Source organism: Desulfovibrio sp. 3_1_syn3 (assembly GCF_000145315.2).
GTDB lineage: Bacteria > Desulfobacterota > Desulfovibrionia > Desulfovibrionales > Desulfovibrionaceae > Desulfovibrio > Desulfovibrio fairfieldensis.
In genome coordinates this window covers 155,103-170,082 of the sequence record NZ_ADDR02000001.1, presented here as the reverse complement: position 1 = coordinate 170,082, position 14,980 = coordinate 155,103, and the positions used below count along the sequence as shown (strand labels likewise).

Annotated in this window: 15 protein-coding genes; 12 read left to right on the top strand and 3 right to left on the bottom strand. The window is 63.2% G+C overall.

The window, feature by feature from the left end; all coding sequences use genetic code 11:
* Complete coding sequence (locus HMPREF0326_RS00670; protein ID WP_008681925.1) at window positions 1-864, bottom strand: hypothetical protein; 864 nt, start codon at window positions 862-864, stop codon at window positions 1-3.
* Window positions 865-1,162: 298 nt separating this feature from the next.
* Here HMPREF0326_RS00670 and HMPREF0326_RS00665 point away from each other — a divergent pair, with 298 nt between their 5' ends.
* Together HMPREF0326_RS00665 and HMPREF0326_RS00660 are read left to right on the top strand one after the other, a co-directional pair.
* Window positions 1,163-2,161: an OmpA family protein gene (locus tag HMPREF0326_RS00665; RefSeq protein ID WP_008681923.1), complete on the top strand. Its 999-nt coding sequence runs from the start codon at window positions 1,163-1,165 to the stop codon at window positions 2,159-2,161.
* A gap of 73 nt (window positions 2,162-2,234) precedes the next feature.
* On the top strand, window positions 2,235-2,816 hold the full coding sequence (locus tag HMPREF0326_RS00660; protein WP_020990111.1) for a hypothetical protein: 582 nt from the start codon (window positions 2,235-2,237) through the stop codon (window positions 2,814-2,816).
* 163 nt (window positions 2,817-2,979) lie between these two features.
* On the opposite strand, the gene HMPREF0326_RS16520 is transcribed toward HMPREF0326_RS00660, so the two are convergent.
* A protein-coding gene (locus HMPREF0326_RS16520) for an IS5 family transposase (RefSeq protein WP_147568359.1) occupies window positions 2,980-3,737 on the bottom strand; the annotation gives its coding sequence in 2 pieces (ribosomal slippage) (window positions 2,980-3,413 and window positions 3,413-3,737; 759 coding nt in all).
* Window positions 3,738-3,951: 214 nt separating this feature from the next.
* A complete protein-coding gene (thrB, locus tag HMPREF0326_RS00645; RefSeq protein WP_008681912.1) occupies window positions 3,952-4,509 on the bottom strand; it encodes a homoserine kinase in 558 nt (185 codons plus the stop codon).
* Window positions 4,510-4,922: 413 nt separating this feature from the next.
* Here thrB and HMPREF0326_RS15430 point away from each other — a divergent pair, with 413 nt between their 5' ends.
* From HMPREF0326_RS15430 to HMPREF0326_RS00595, 10 genes are all read left to right on the top strand, one after another.
* Window positions 4,923-5,567, top strand: coding sequence for a hypothetical protein (locus HMPREF0326_RS15430; protein ID WP_147568358.1), 645 nt, complete (start codon window positions 4,923-4,925; stop codon window positions 5,565-5,567).
* Window positions 5,568-5,906: 339 nt separating this feature from the next.
* Window positions 5,907-6,041: a 50S ribosomal protein L34 gene (rpmH, locus tag HMPREF0326_RS00635; protein WP_008681909.1), complete on the top strand. Its 135-nt coding sequence runs from the start codon at window positions 5,907-5,909 to the stop codon at window positions 6,039-6,041.
* Between the two features lie 42 nt (window positions 6,042-6,083).
* Window positions 6,084-6,467, top strand: coding sequence for a ribonuclease P protein component (rnpA, locus tag HMPREF0326_RS00630; RefSeq protein WP_008681907.1), 384 nt, complete (start codon window positions 6,084-6,086; stop codon window positions 6,465-6,467).
* 112 nt (window positions 6,468-6,579) lie between these two features.
* Window positions 6,580-6,843 (top strand): membrane protein insertion efficiency factor YidD, encoded by a 264-nt coding sequence (gene yidD, locus HMPREF0326_RS00625; RefSeq protein ID WP_008681905.1) that lies wholly within the window; start codon window positions 6,580-6,582, stop codon window positions 6,841-6,843.
* A gap of 8 nt (window positions 6,844-6,851) precedes the next feature.
* Complete coding sequence (gene yidC / locus HMPREF0326_RS00620) at window positions 6,852-8,507, top strand: membrane protein insertase YidC (RefSeq protein ID WP_008681903.1); 1,656 nt, start codon at window positions 6,852-6,854, stop codon at window positions 8,505-8,507.
* 610 nt (window positions 8,508-9,117) lie between these two features.
* Window positions 9,118-10,347 (top strand): RNA-binding cell elongation regulator Jag/EloR, encoded by a 1,230-nt coding sequence (gene jag / locus HMPREF0326_RS00615; protein WP_020990108.1) that lies wholly within the window; start codon window positions 9,118-9,120, stop codon window positions 10,345-10,347.
* Between the two features lie 246 nt (window positions 10,348-10,593).
* Entirely contained in the window at window positions 10,594-12,009 is a 1,416-nt protein-coding gene (gene mnmE, locus HMPREF0326_RS00610; RefSeq protein ID WP_008681900.1) for a tRNA uridine-5-carboxymethylaminomethyl(34) synthesis GTPase MnmE, read from the top strand.
* A gap of 18 nt (window positions 12,010-12,027) precedes the next feature.
* The gene (locus HMPREF0326_RS00605; RefSeq protein ID WP_008681898.1) at window positions 12,028-12,678 is read left to right on the top strand and encodes a 3'-5' exonuclease; all 651 of its coding nucleotides are present in this window, start codon (window positions 12,028-12,030) and stop codon (window positions 12,676-12,678) included.
* The gene (locus HMPREF0326_RS00600; RefSeq protein WP_008681896.1) at window positions 12,675-13,907 is read left to right on the top strand and encodes a GAK system CofD-like protein; all 1,233 of its coding nucleotides are present in this window, start codon (window positions 12,675-12,677) and stop codon (window positions 13,905-13,907) included. Before HMPREF0326_RS00605 ends, HMPREF0326_RS00600 begins: the two co-directional genes overlap by 4 nt.
* Entirely contained in the window at window positions 13,904-14,962 is a 1,059-nt protein-coding gene (locus HMPREF0326_RS00595) for a pseudouridine synthase (protein WP_008681894.1), read from the top strand. The genes HMPREF0326_RS00600 and HMPREF0326_RS00595 overlap by 4 nt, the downstream gene beginning before the upstream one ends.
* The last annotated feature ends 18 nt before the right edge of the window (window positions 14,963-14,980 follow it).

Here is a 14,980-nt window from a genome sequence, read left to right as displayed (position 1 = left end):
TCACGCCGCGTCGTCAGGCAGCCAGACCTGCCCCCGCGCCACCAGAGAAACCGGGCCGTCCACAGCGGCCAGACGTTCCTCGCCCTCGTTGAACAGCCGCACGTCCAGGGCCGAGCCGCCGGGCTGCATGATGGAAAAATCGCGCCGCCCGCCCGCGCGGGACAGACTGAGGGCCAGAGCCAGCGCGCCGGAACCGCAGGAACTTTCCAGGCAGGTGGTTTGCGCGTCGCGCACATGGACCAAGGGCAGCATGTCCAGCTGGCCCTGGCATTCCCGCCACCAGATGGCCCCCACCGCGGCTTCCCCGTCCAGGCCGCAACGCCAGCGCAGCAGGGCCGCCGCCGTGTCGCAGTCCTCGGGAAAGGGATGCAGGGCGGCATTGAGCAGCACATGGACAATGCCCGGCAGGCGCACCAGGGTCAGGCCCTCGGCCAGAGACCGCAGGGGGCAGGCGGGCAAGCGCAGCACGGCCTCCACTTCCCAGTGCGGGCAGCTGCCGCGCACCGCGAGGCGCACCGGGCTCTGCCAGCCGGAAACCCGTATTTCATAGTGCCGTTCCGCTGTGCCGTCGCGCGGCGTTTCGGGCAGCCCCTCCAGAGCCGCCTGGCGGGGCCCTTGCTCGTGTTCGCTGAAGGCCAGCAGCGCGCCGAAGGCCCGGCTGGCATTGACGCAAAATTCGCCCCCGGCCATGCGCAGCCGCTGTTCGCGCGGGTCCACGAAACCGGCCTGCTCGCCGCCGAGATGCTGCGGGTCCAGAGCCAGACGGGCCAGGCGTGCCTGTTCGGGGGCGCTTTTGCCCTCGGCCGGGAAAAAAAGCGTGGTGTTGCCGCCGGGGCTCCATTTGGAAAAGGTCAATGCGGGCATGACTGGGTTCCTTTATTTCTAAAAGAAAGTATGCCCGAGCCGCGCCGCACTGTCCAGCATCCCGCACAGTCCGTAACGTTTAGCCGATGTGCCGGGTCGCGTCCGGACCTCCCGCGCGTCCGGAATCGCCCGGAATTCCCACATTACGGCTTGCGGTTTTTCCTGAATCTGGTTATGGAAAAAGCAGTTATCGTCTCCATGCCTGCGCGGCAACGAGCCGGTAATATGGCGGGCAAACCGTGATTTACTGTATGTTGACGGTAATTCAACGACACACAACAACGTTTTGGGAGGCACTATGAAATCAGTTCGTCTTCTTGTTCTTGCGGCTGCTCTTGTACTGAGCTACGCCGTCGCGGCGGTCGCCGCCACGCCGGCGTGCAACAAAAAAATCGAGAGCTTCGACTTCGTCGTGGACTATTCCGGCTCCATGATGATGCAGAACAAGCAGCTTAAACAGGATAAAATCGTTGTGGCCAAAAATGTGCTGCAGCGCGTGAACGCGGCCATTCCGGCCCTGGATTATAACGGCGGCCTGCACACCATCTCGCCCAACGGCATGATCATCGCCCAGGGCCCCTGGGACCGCAACGCCATGAGCGTCGGCATCGACAAGCTGCGCTCCGGCTTCCAGATCTTCGGCCGTATGACCAGCATGGGCAACGGCCTGCAGAAGTATGAACCCTTTATCTCCAGCATGAAGCGCGACGCCGCTCTCATCCTGGTCACCGACGGCGACAACAACCGCGGCACCGACATCGTGGAAGTGGCCCGCCAGCTGTATGCCAGCCAGCGTAACATGGTCATCCACATCATCTCCTTTGCCGACACCCCCCATGGTGAAGCCGTGATCAAGGAGATCGCCGCCATGAACCCCGGTTCCGTCGTGGTTCGCGGTGAAGAGCTGGCCACCAGCGACGCCGCTGTGGAACGCTTCGTGCTGTCCGTGTTCTGCCAGGACGAGGACGTGATCGTGCTGCGCGGCGTGCACTTCGCTTTCAATTCCTATGCTCTTGACGGCAAGGCCATGGGTATCCTGAACGAAGCCGCCAGCCTGATCAAGGCCAATCCCAACAAGCGCGTGATCCTCAACGGTTGGACCGACTGGATCGGCACCGACGCTTACAACAAGGTTCTTTCGCAGAACCGTGCCAACGCCGTGAAGAACTATCTGGAGAAGCAGGGTATCCCCGCCAGCCGGATGACCGCCATCGGCCGCGGCAAGTCCTTCAAGTACGACAACAAGACCGAAGAAGGCCGTTACATGAACCGCCGCACCGAAATCTCTTTCGACTAAGCGGACCGTGTAGCGTAATTGCAGAAAAAGCCGGGCGGCGCTTGCCGCCCGGCTTTGATTATGAGGTATGTCCATGCGAATTTTACTGGCTCTTATTCTGACCCTGGGCCTTGCGACCGGCGGCTGCGCCTGGTTCAGCAGCAGTGATGACTCCGAAACGCAGACCCCCGCCGCGCAGCCGCAGGATCAGGCCACCGCCTCCGAAGCCGCGCCCGAGCCCGCGCCGGCTCCGGTTAAGGACGTCCCCGGCAAGAGCAAATCCAAGACCAAGGCCAATGCTGAAAAAGCCTCGGCCAAAAAAGCCCCCAGAGGCGCCAAGTCCGAAGCGGAAATCAGCGCCGAACTGGACAGGGTGGGCCACAAACTGGCGCTCCAGGCCTCCCGCACCGTCATGCCTTCCAAGGCCAGCAAGGAAGTGCGCAAGGACGGCAAGGATTATGTGGCGAGCTACGTGGAAGTGGACACGTCCAACGTGACCACGGAACTGCGTCCCGGTGCTTCGGGACAGTATGTGGGCTTTATCCGCTATCAGGAAAAAATTTATGAATGCCGCGGCGCCAGCAAGAAGGAAGCGCTTTCCGCGTCCTGCCAGCAGGTGCGCGCCCGCCGTCTCAACGAGCTGATCCGTTACGACGGCAAGGAATGGCAGTTCTAGGCCGCCACCGGCATTGAACAGATCTTGAAAAGCGGGGCTTGCGCCCCGCTTTTCGTTTGTTCCGCCTTTGCTCAGCGGATGAGAGCCCCGGCGGCCGCCATAGCAATCGGGCGTCAGCCTGTCAGTGCATTTTAAGTGGTAAATGTTCTAGGGCCTGTTAACACTATTTCAGAGCTATAACAATTAACGCAAAGACGACAAAGGCCAGGAACATGACATCGAGCTTATCGAACCGAGTAAAAACACGGCGGAAGCCTTTGAGCCTCCTGAAAAGCCGTTCTACCTCATTACGTCTTTTGTATAGCTCTTTGTCATACTCCCACGGTTTCAGTCGGTTGGGATTGGGCGGCACCACCGGAGTGAAGCCCAACTCACGTCCCAAGCGAGTCGTTTCATTACCCTCATATGCGCCATCCATAAGCAAGCTGCACGGCGCTGGCATCGGCCCCAACTGGACAAGCAGCCTGCGCCCCTCGGGGGCATCGCCGGCGTTGCCGGGAGTGAGGCTGAAATTCAACGCGCATTCAGCATTCGCGGCAACCATATGAAGCTTGGTCGTCCAGCCGCCTCTGGGCTTTCCGATGGACTGCGGACCTGTTTTTTTAAGGCCCCTGTTCCATCGGGATGAACCTTAACAATAGTACTGTCGAGAGAAACTGCTTCTATTTTAAGGCGGAGTATCTGCTCTTGTTGAAGGAGTTCAAATATACGGTCAAGAACTCCGTTCTTGCTCCAGCGGTTCATGAGCGTGTAGATGCTGTGCCAACAGCCAAAATTTTTCGGCAGTCCACGCCATTTACACCCATGCTCCGCAACGTACAGAATCGCATTCAACACCTGGAGATTGTCAAAATGGACATTACCTCTTTGGCGCAGGAAGCAGTCAGCGATTCTCTCATATTGTTCGCGAGTAATTTGCATAAGACATTCTTACGGAATACTCGCTCTTTGTCAAATAGTGTTAACAGGCCCTAGAGCGTTTTGATATTGAAAATATCTCAACGCGCTGTGCGGATTTTCTGCGGAAATCCGCACAGCGAAATTATCGCAAGGCGAATTTACTTCGCCGCCAAGCGATAATTTTAAGCGCGAATTGCTCTGGAATATGGCGACGGCGCCGTGAAAATGGCATGGCTCAGGCATCGGCGGTGAGCAGATCCGGCGGCAAATGCCTGAGGATCCACTGGGCGCATTCACGCGGATTTTTGCCTTGGGAGTCGCAGCGCAGATCGGCCCAGGCCGCATACAGGGCCTCCCGCTCACGAAAGATGTCGTCCAGGGTCTGGCCCGGCGCGATGGCCAGCCCGCGCTGGGGATTGCGGGCTATGCGTTCTTCGATCACGGTCAGGGGCAGGTCCAGATGGACGATGGGACCCAGCTTCGCCAGGTGGCGCATGGCTTCCTCCCGGTAGACCACGCTGCCGCCGGTGCCGATGACCGTACGGTTGGCCTTGATGGCCCGGATTACCGTGCATTCCGCATCCAGAAAGCCTTCCTTGCCCAGGGCGTCAGTCACGTCCTGGAGGCGTACGCCGTATAGGGCCTCAATCAAATGGTCGCTGTCCAGAAAGGCCCAGCCCAATTCGCGCGCCAGCACGCCGCCCACCGTGGACTTGCCCGCTCCGGCCATGCCGATGAGGACGATGCAGGGGGCGAGTCGGGCCGGAGCCGCGACGAGATCGGGCGTGGGCATGTTTTCTCCTTAGAGTATTTAACACTTGAAATGCTCGCTTACGGCGAGCAAGGCCCGCCTGCTCGCATTCCGTGACAAGGATTTGCGGACAAATCCCTGCGGAGCAGTTGGCGCATTTCATGCGTGAACTGCTCCGCAGCATTTAACACTTGAACGGCTTTGGAGCTGGATAGGCTTTGAATTTGTGTCCAATATCAGGCGGCATTGTCTTCGCGGCAACCGTTTAGCTGCTCCCGAGCTTCGTGCCCGGCTGATTTCGGAAACTCTGCCCAAGCCGGACGGTGGTGTCAAGGAGCATGGGGCGGAAGCGGCAGCGGAAAAATATTGCCGCGAAATCCGGAGAAATGCGGGTTCCGCTCTAAAGTGGCTGGGGAGCGGGCCGATAAGCCGGGTAGAGGTGTAGTCTCATGCGCATGTTGATTGTTTTGACTGTTTTGCTGGGCCTGGCCGCGCCGGCCCTGGCTGTGGAATCCCGCTCCCTGTCCTCGTCCGCCGCGCCGGGCTATCTTGCCGGGCCGCAGGCTCCGCTCGTGTCGTCGCCCACAGTGGGCGCTCCGGTGGTGCCGTTGCCGCCGCATCTTCCGGCCCGGTTGCCCTCGGGCGGCGTCAACCTGGATGAAGCCTGGATTCAGGACGGCGGAGCGCGCCTGTACTGGAATACGCTGGTGATCCCGCGCCAACTCCGGATGGGCGGCGCGAGTTTTGTGGACCCGGCGGCCGTGCCGGAACTTCTGCCTGTCGACAGCGACAAGATCGTGCGACCCGCGCGGCGGCGCGTTCCGGCCAGAGCCGCAGCTTCCGCGGAAAAGCAGAAGTCCGGGCAGCGGACGGCTCCGGCAGGGGCGGGTTCCACCGCGCTCAAGCCGCCCGCAGTCGCCGCCCCGGCCGCCAAGAAGGGGGCCTCCCCAGCGCCGTCGCCCGAGGCCGCCAAGCCTGTGGTGGGAAAGCAGGCCGCGCCGTACAGCGGTCCCGCGTCCGCCGTGGCGGTTCCGCCCGTGCCTCTGCCGATTATGCCCGCGGACCCGGTCGCGCCCAAGGCTCCTGCGACGCCCCGTTGATCCGGAAAATTTCTCCGGGCATTGCGGAAGGTCGACCGGCTGTCGAGGCCCGGTCCGGGCGGCCGCGCGCCTTTTTCCGCCGGGACCGGAGCGATCCTCGTCATGTGCGCCGCTTGACGAGGGGACGGCGGGCGTGTATGTAGCTTCTTCCATATATTTTACCGTTCAGGGTTCAGGCCGTTTTGTGCAGCCGCGCGGGTATGCCGTCGGCGCGAAACACGGGTAAAACCCGCAGCATCCGCGTCCGCCCCTGTTTCCGGGCCGATAGTTCCGGAGTCCGGCAACCTGTCGCGCCACTGTCGCGGGCGGAGTGCGTAAAAAAGAGAAGGGAGCAGAGTCATGAAAAGAACATACCAACCCAGTAAAATCAGAAGAGCCCGCACCCACGGTTTCCGCGCCCGCATGGCTACCCCCAGCGGCCGCGCCATTCTGCGCCGCCGTCGCGCCAAGGGCCGCAAAAACCTGAGTGCCTAGCCGGACGGGTATGACCGCCCTTGTCGTACGCCGGGGGCTTTTGTGTCGCGTCTGACCTTTCCACGGCACGTCCGTGTTCGCCGCAGGGCGGAATTTACCGCCTGTTATGAGCGGGGCAGACGTTACCATACCGAGCATTTCCTCCTGTTTGTGCTTCCGAGAGAGCATGTCGGCGATTGTACGCGCACGGGCATGGCTGTTTCCCGCAAAGTAGGCAATGCGGTGGTCCGCAATCGCGTCAAGCGTTTGCTGCGGGAGTTTTTCCGTTTGCACTCCGACCTCCTGCCGGTCCATGCCGATCTGGTGGCTGTGGCGAAAAGGCATACCGGCGGTGACGCGCTGGACCTTTCCCGCGTGACCGCCGAATTTCTGCCGCTGCTGCGGCGGATAGCCCGGCGCGGGCGGGCGGCCGAAGCATGCGATTGAATCGAAAACGCCCCACGGGCCGAGCGGCTCCGAGCCGTCGCGGTCCGTGGGAGGGCGTCTCCTTTGGGGGCGCCGGGCCGTTGCCGCGCGCGACGGCCCGAGGTGGGGTGTGATGAAAATGCTGCTGCGCGGCCTTTGCGTTTTACCCATACGTATCTATCAGCGCTGCATATCGCCGGTGCTGCCCCCCGCCTGCCGCTTTTATCCCACCTGTTCCGCCTATGCCGTGGAGGCCATCCTGCGCCACGGCGTGTTGCGCGGCGGCTGGCTGGCGCTGCGTCGTCTGGCCCGCTGCCATCCCTGGGGCGGTTCAGGTTATGACCCTGTTCCACCCCCACGGCGTCGCCGCGACGTCCCGCCTCTGTCCCAGGAGTGAGCGTCCACATGCAAGACAGCAAAAATTTGATTCTGGCCATTGTGTTGTGCTTAGTGATTCTTTTCGGTTGGGGACGCCTGGCCGAATACATGGGATGGGTGCAGACGCCCGACCCGGCGGCGGTGGCGCAGCAGCAGGAGGCCGTCCGTCAGGAGGCGGTCAAGGCGGAACAGCGCAAGGAAGAAGCCGCCAAAGCCGCGACGTTGCCTGCGTTCACTCCGGCTCCAGGCCGCGACCTGACCGTTGATTCCCCGCTGTACGAAGCTGTTTTCTACACCGGCGGCGGCCCGCTGCGCTCCTTCAAGCTCAAAAAATTCCAGACCGGTCTCGCGCCGGATTCGCCCTTGGTGAACATGGTGGACGAACGCACGGCCGCCGTGGCGCCGTTAGGCCTGGTGATCAACAGCCAGCCGTCCTGGAGCACCGGCCAGTGGTCGCTGGACAGCGGCGAGCAGAACCTGAAGCTGGACGCCGGTCAGCAGGGCGCGTTGCGCCTTGTGGGCGTGGTGGACAACCTGCGCGTGATCCGCGAACTGACCTTCAACGCGGACTCCTATCTGATCAAGGAAAAAATCCGGCTCATCAATGCCGGGGATCAGCCCCGCAGTGTGCGTGTGAGCTACACCGTGGCCTCCGACGCCAGCAATGCGGCCGGCGGCCGCTATGATTCCATGCGCGTGGCCTGGGACAACGACGGCAGCCTGTCCGAGGAATCTTCGAGCAAAACCCTGGAAAGCACGGGCGTGCAGGCCACGGGCAAGATTTACTGGGCCGGGGCCATGAGCACTTATTTCCTGTCCGCCGTGCTGCCCGGCGAAACCAACAACGTCACGGTCAAGGGCCTGTTGCAGAAAACCGTCTACCGCACCGCCGTTGAAGAGCCTGAAAACCTTCTCGCGCCGGGGCAGGAAAAGGAACTGACGGTTTCCTACTGGCTGGGCCCCAAAGACCGCACCCAGTTGCTGGCCGTGTCCGACCAGCTGGCCAAGAGCATCGACCTGGGCATGTTCAGCATCATCGCCAAGGGTCTGCTCTGGTTGCTGGAGTTCTTCCACAAGTACGTGCATAACTGGGGCGTGGCCATTATTCTGCTGACCATCGTGATCAAGGCCGTGTTCTGGCCCCTGACGGCCAAGAGCTATGCGTCCATGGAGAAGATGAAGAAGCTTCAGCCCATGATGACGGCCATCAGGGAAAAGTATAAGGACAACAAGGAGCTCATGAACAAGGAAGTCATGGCTCTGTACAAGACCTACGGCGTCAACCCGGCCAGCGGCTGTGTGCCCATTCTGATCCAGCTGCCGGTTTTCTTCGGCCTGTACCAGGCCCTGCTCACGTCCATTGAGCTCAGACACGCGCCGTTCATCATGTATCTGCCCTTTACGGACAAGCTCTGGCTGGCCGACCTTTCGGCCAAGGATCCCTATTACATCACGCCGGTCATCATGGGCCTGACCATGTTCCTGCAGCAGAGGATGAGCCCCCCGGCCACGGATCCCACCCAGCAGAAGATCATGATGTTCCTGCCTCTGATCTTCACGGTGCTGTTCCTGGGCTTCCCCTCGGGCCTCGTCATCTACTGGCTGGTCAACAACATCCTGTCCATCTTCCAGCAGTGGCTGATGATGCGTAAGAACAAGGCCGCCGCGCGGGCCGAGGCGTAGAACGGTTCAGGTGTAGAAGTAGAGCGATTCACGATTGAACTGTGTAATATTTCAATCGAAAAACGCTGTAAAAATGTTGAGCCGCGCGGCAGGGATTTGCCCGCAAATCCCTGCCGCGTGTTGCCTGCGGGCGGCCTTTCCCGTCCGAAAAGGCAATGCGGGATTTTAAAGATGCGCCCGCTTTTATTGTATCTGACTGCAAAAATTCGAGCATGGTTATGCTCTCAATTTTCGCAGGATCGTCAGCGAAAAAATGTGGTTTTTCGCTGACTCACGGCGGCTGCGTCGCCGCAAAGCCCTATGGGGTTTGTGCGTCTAGAGCAGATTACCTTTGAGAATTGACATTCTCAAAGTTTTTAAGCCGCTCGCTCTGCTGTCCTCGCCCGTAAAGCTCGAAGACTCGCTAACGGGCGAGACAACCGCGCAAATAAACTGCGCTTACGCCTTCGTGGCGGGCGTCTGCTTATGCAGCCGCCAGAGCAATTTCAAAGTGAAATCGCTCTAATTTGAAAATTAGACATGAGGCGTGGCTGGCGTATGCCGCGTTGGAACACCCGTCGTGCTCCGGCATCGAGCTGATTTTGTCCTCTCTGTGTGAGTGAGGTTCGTTATGGAAGGGTTCAAAGAATTTCAGGGCAAAGACCTGGACAGCGCCATCGAGGAAGCCTGCGGCTACTTCAACACGGCGCGGGAAAAGCTGGAGATTGAAATACTCCAGGACGCCAAGTCCGGCATTTTCGGCATAGTGGGAGCGCGCAAGGCCAAGGTGCGCGCGCGCAGGGCCCATCTGCGCGAGGCTGTGGAAAGCATCCTGGGCAAAAAAGGCGCTGCCGCCCCCGACGAAGAAGGGGAGTCTGCAGGCGCGGCTCCGCGTATCCCGGAAAAGAACGCCCGGCAGGAACGCCCCCGGCGCGGGCGGGAGCAGAGCCAGGAGCGCGGGCGTAAAAACGCCGCTTCCATTGCCGCTGAAGAGCCTTGTGCCCGCGCGGCGACGCCGCCCGAGTCCGGCGCGGCTCCCGCTGGGGAAATGGAAGAGAGGGCCCAGGCCGCGCCGTCCATCCGTTCCGCACCGGAGCCGGAAGTGGGTGCCCGCGCTGACGTCGCTCCGGCTGGGGACGAGAATTGTCCTGAAGGCCAAAGCGAGGAGCGGGAAGCCGCGTGCGCCGCAGACCGTGACGAGGCCCGCGCGGAAACACGCGCAGGCGGGCGGCGGGAATCCTGCCGCGCTTCCGGGCGTGCCCGGCCCCGGCGCGAGGAAAGCCGCCCTGGAAGCCAGGAAGGAACGCCCGGCGAGGGACTGGATCTGTCTGGGGAGGATCTGGACGAAGCCGGTGAAGGTCTGCCCGTGACGCCTGTGGAGCAGCTGGATGCCGTCCGTCTGGAGGCTCTGGTTCAGGAGGCCGTGCGCGAGCTGGTGCGGCCCATTGTGGGTACGGAGATGTGCCTTGACGTCAAAGTGGGCGAGGGCCGGGTGCAGGTCTGCGTGGACTGCGACGAGGACTCCGGCCTGCTTATCGGGCGTGAGGGCCAGACCCTGGCGGCTTTGCAGTATCTGGTGTCGCGCGTTGTGTCGCGGGGTATGAACGCCGCCGTGCGCGTGCAGCTGGACGCCGGGGAATACCGTCGGCGCCAGGACGAAAAATTGCGGGAAATGGCCCTGGCCCTGGCTGAAAGGGTGCGCCAGAGCGGACGTTCGTATTCCACGCGACCCCTTTCTTCCTATCATCGGCGCATTGTGCATGTCTGCCTCCAGGACGCCGGAGATGTGCAAACCCGCAGCACCGGCGACGGTCCCATGAAAAGAGTGGTCATCATGCGCCGGAAGCTGGAAAAAGCGTAGCGGACGATTTTGGAGCAATTTCAAAGTGAAATTGCTCCAACGCCGCACCGTGTGCGGCTTTGAAATTTGTAAAATTTCAAAGCTGACGATACGTTTACTCCGCCGTTCAGCCCGGCTGTCCTCGCCGTAAAGCTCGTAAGCACGCTGACGGAGAAGCGACAGCGCAAATAACGTGCGCGTACGGTTTCGTAGTAAAGCATTCCAATGTTGAGATGCTCTAAAATGCTCCAGGGAGCAAAGCTGTCCATGTCCACCATTGCCGCCATAGCCACGCCTCCCGGAGCCGGGGGCATCGGCATTGTGCGCCTTTCCGGCCCGAGGGCCAAGGCGTTGCTGGCGCGCATGTTTCTGCCCCTTTCGCCGCGTTTTGAAAATTTTCGCCCCTGGTTCCTGCACCGTGGCCGGGTCCTGGACCGGTATGGTGAAGCCCTGGACGACGTGTTGGCCGTGTTCATGCCCGGCCCGCGTACCTTCACCGGCGAGGATATGGCCGAAATCCACTGTCACGGCGGCCCGCTTATTGTCCAGGCCGTGTTGGAAAGCATTCTGCGTCTGGGCGCGCGCCAGGCCGAGCGGGGCGAGTTTTCGCGCCGGGCCTTTGCCAACGGGCGCATGGACCTGAGCCAGGCCGAAGCCGTGGCCGAACTTATCGCCGCGCCCTCGCGCGAAGCCCTGCGTTACAGCCTGAACCGCCTGGACGGCCTGCTGGGCCGCCGCGTGCTGGCTCTGCGGGAAGAGCTGGAAGCTCTGCGCGTCCAGGTCTGTCTGGCCGTGGATTTTCCCGAGGAAGAGGTGGAATGCCTTGCCCCGGCGGCCTTCGGCCGGGCCGTGACTGAAGTGGCCTGCTCCGTGCGGCGCCTGTTGGCCGGGCAGAAGCGGGCCCGCGTCATGCAGCAGGGAGCCGTCGTGGTCCTGGCCGGAGCGGTGAACGCGGGCAAATCCAGCCTGCTCAATGCGCTGCTGGGCCGCAACCGGGCTCTGGTCACGGACATTCCGGGCACGACCCGCGATTTTCTGGAAGAAGCCTGCGATCTGGACGGGCTGCCCGTGCGCCTCACGGATACCGCCGGTCTGCGCCAAACCGAGGAAGGCCGGCACGGCGCGGATGCCGTGGAAGCCCTGGGCATGGCCCTGAGCCGGGAAAAACTGGGCGAAGCGGATTGCATCCTGCTGGTGCTGGACGGCGCGCGCCTGGGTGAGGCCGGAGCCGCCGCGGAAAGCTGCCCCGACGCGGCGGCACGCCAGGTGCTGGAACTGGCCGGAGATACGCCCGTGCTTCTGGTCTGGAACAAGAGCGACCTCTGCTCGCCGGAATTGTTCCCGCCGCGCTGGGCAGACGGCCTTTCCTGTTGTAAGGTAAGCGCGCGTTCGGGCGGCAATGTGGACGCTCTGGCCATGGCTCTGCGGCAGACCCTGTTGGCCGACGGATGCGACAGGCCGCCGTCCGACGGCCTTGCGCCCAACGCGCGGCAGGCTCTGGCTCTGGAAGAGGCGTTGGCCGAGCTGGAAGCTCTGGAAGCGGACGTTCGCGCGGGCCAGCCCTATGACTGCTGCGCCGTGCGCCTGGATACGGCGGCGGCGCACCTTGGTGAAGTGACGGGCCTGTCCAGCCCTGCGGAAGTGCTGGACAGGGTCTTTGCCCAATTCTGCATCGGCAAATAAATGCATATGGACCTGAATATGCTGCGCCGCCGCTTGAGCGGCGATGAAATCAACGCCATGCCCCTCTGCCATTATCAGGGGCCGGTGCATGTGATCCGCGTACTGGAGGACTGGAAGCAGGCCCTGCCCGATCTGCGCGCGGACGGCGTGCTGGGCTTCGATACGGAAACCCGGCCCACCTTCCGCAAGGGCAAGATCAACGCGCCCTCGCTGATCCAGCTCGCGACGGAGCGGGCTGTCTATCTGGTCCAGCTGGCCTGGCTGCCCTTTGGCCCGCATCTGGCCGAAATTCTCGCCGATCCAAATGTCATCAAGGCCGGTGTGGGTATCCGCGACGACATGCGCGAGCTCTCCAGACTGCACGACTTTGAGCCCGCCGGTCTGGTGGATCTGGGCAATGCGGCCCGCGCCCACAAGCTGCCCAGCCAGGGGCTGCGTACCCTGGCCGCCAATCTTTTCGGCTGGCGCATCTCCAAGGGCTCGCAGTGTTCCAACTGGAGCCTGATGGAGCTGAGCCAGCGCCAGATCGCCTATGCCGCCACGGATGCCTGGATCGGACGCCTGATTTTTCTGCGCATGCGCGAGTTCGGCCTCATTCCCCCGGTTCCGGCCAGTCCGGCCAATCTGCTTGTCCCGCCCGCAACCCCCAAGCCGGAGAGCGGCGCATGAACGGCGACGGCCAGAATCGTGGGGCGGCTTCCCTGCCTCCCCCTGCTTCCGGCCTGATCCCGGCCTTGGGGCCGCGCCTCGTTTTTTTTACCGGCGGCACGGCCTTGCGCGATTTAAGCCGTCAGTTGACCCGCTATACCCACAATTCCGTCCATCTGATCACCCCCTTTGATTCCGGCGGCAGTTCCGCCGCTCTGCGCCGGGCTTTTGCCATGCCCGCCGTGGGCGATATCCGCAACCGCCTGCTGGCTATGGCCGACAGCGCCGTGGTGCCCCGGAACGTGCTCGATTTCTGCGCCCGCCGCCTGCCCGGAGAAGGGAATGCTGAAGCCCTGCGCGCCGAACTGCGGTCTCTGGCAGCGGTGGAGCATCCGTTCTGGGCTGCCATGCCGGAGATTTTCGCCGGGGCCCTGCGCCTGCACATGCGTTTTTTTCTGGAGCGCATGCCCCGGGATTTTGACCCGCGCCTTGCCAGCCTGGGCAATCTGATCCTGGCCGGGGGCTATCTGCACCACAAGCGTAATTTCGGGCCGGTCCTGGCCTTTTTCAGCCGCCTGCTCCAGGTGCGCGGGGTGGTGCTGCCCATTGCGGGCGAAAGCCTGCATCTGGCGGCGGAGCTGGACGACGGTTCGCGCCTGGTGGGTCAGCACCGCTTCAAGGAGCTGACGCGTCCCGTGCGCCGCCTTTTTCTTACCGTGCACGAACCGGACCGCGCCGGGGCCGCCGTTCATCCCCAGACGCCCTGCCGTCCGCCGCTGGCGCCCGCCGCGGCCGCCTACCTGCGCTCGGCCGGGGCCATCTGCTATCCCATGGGCAGTTTTTACACCAGTGTGCTGGCCAATCTGCTGCCGCAGGGCGTGGGCCGCAGCGTAGCCGCCGCGAACTGCCCTAAAATCTTCATCCCCAACTCGGGCCATGATGCGGAAGTGCACGGCCTTTCCCTGGTCGGGCAGGTGGGCATGCTGCTGCGTCATCTGCGCGAGGACGCGTCCGAGGCGCGCACTGAAGAGCTTCTGCACTGGGTGCTGGTGGACAGCCGGAACGGCCGCTACGAGGGCGGCTTGGGGCCGGAAGTCCGCCACGCTCTGGCGGATTTGGGCGTGCCTCTGCTGGAACGCGACATGGTCTGCGAAGGAGATCCCCAACGGCATGATCCGGAATTGACGGCCAGAGCCCTGCTGGGCCTGTTGCCCGACGGCGGACGCGCCGGGGAATCGGAACTGGGATGAACGCGCGCGAACTCCGCGTTGATGCTGCGCTGGCCGGACAGCGACTGGACCAGGCCCTGGCCGCGCTGACGCCCGAACTGGGGCTGCGCGGACGCCGCCGGTTGATCGCGCGCGGCGCGGTGCTGGTCAACGGCAGGGTGGGAGATGCGGGGTGCCGTTTGCGGCCGGGCGACGTCCTTGCCCTGCGCGGCACGGAGGACGGAACAGGTGCGACGCCGTGTTCCGCGGACATGCCGCGCCTGCTCTCCCGCCAGGGAGACTATTGTTTTCTGTACAAGCCTGCCGGGCTGCACAGCGCGGCCCTGGCCGGGGACAACGGCCTCAGCCTGGAGGCTCTGTTGCCCGTCTTGCTGTCGGAAGAGAGCGAAGGGCGTGCGCCGCGGCTCATGCAGCGCCTGGATTATGGAACTTCGGGCATTGTCTGCGCGGCCCTGGGGGCAAAGGCGGCTCAGGCCTTCCGTGTCGCGGAGCGGGCGGGCCGGTGCGAAAAGCGCTACCTAGCCCTGCTCAGAGGGACACTGGCCGGGCCGTCCACAGTCCGGCTGGCCCTGGATACGGCGGATCGCCGCCAAAGCCGTGTGCTGGCGGACACGGACGACAGGCTCCGCTGGACGGAATTTCTGCCCCTGCACGTCTGGGGCGGCGCGGCGGCAACAGGTCCGCTTGCGGGCCTGGTCCGGGATACGGCGCACGGCGAAAGTACTTCTTCCGCGTCCGGCGCGGGCGAAGGGGAAGATCCCGGCGGCCTGACCCTGGCCGCCTGCCGCATCCGTTGCGGCGCGCGGCATCAGATCCGGGCACACGCGGCGGCCCTGGGCCATCCCCTCTGGGGGGACGGCCTGTATGGCCGGTCGGATCAATCCGGCCCGGCCGGAACGGGATTCTTTCTGCACCACGGGGCCCTGCTGCTGCCCGGCGCGGCCTGCGTGCAATCGCCGCCCTGGCCGCTGCCCGAAGCCCAGGCCGGGGCGGTCAGGAAATGGCTTGAAAGCCCGGCTCAATGCGGTATACTGAGGCGTGGGCATCGCAACAGCCCGGACCCGCATCAGCCGTAACAGGACACACCTCGTCCG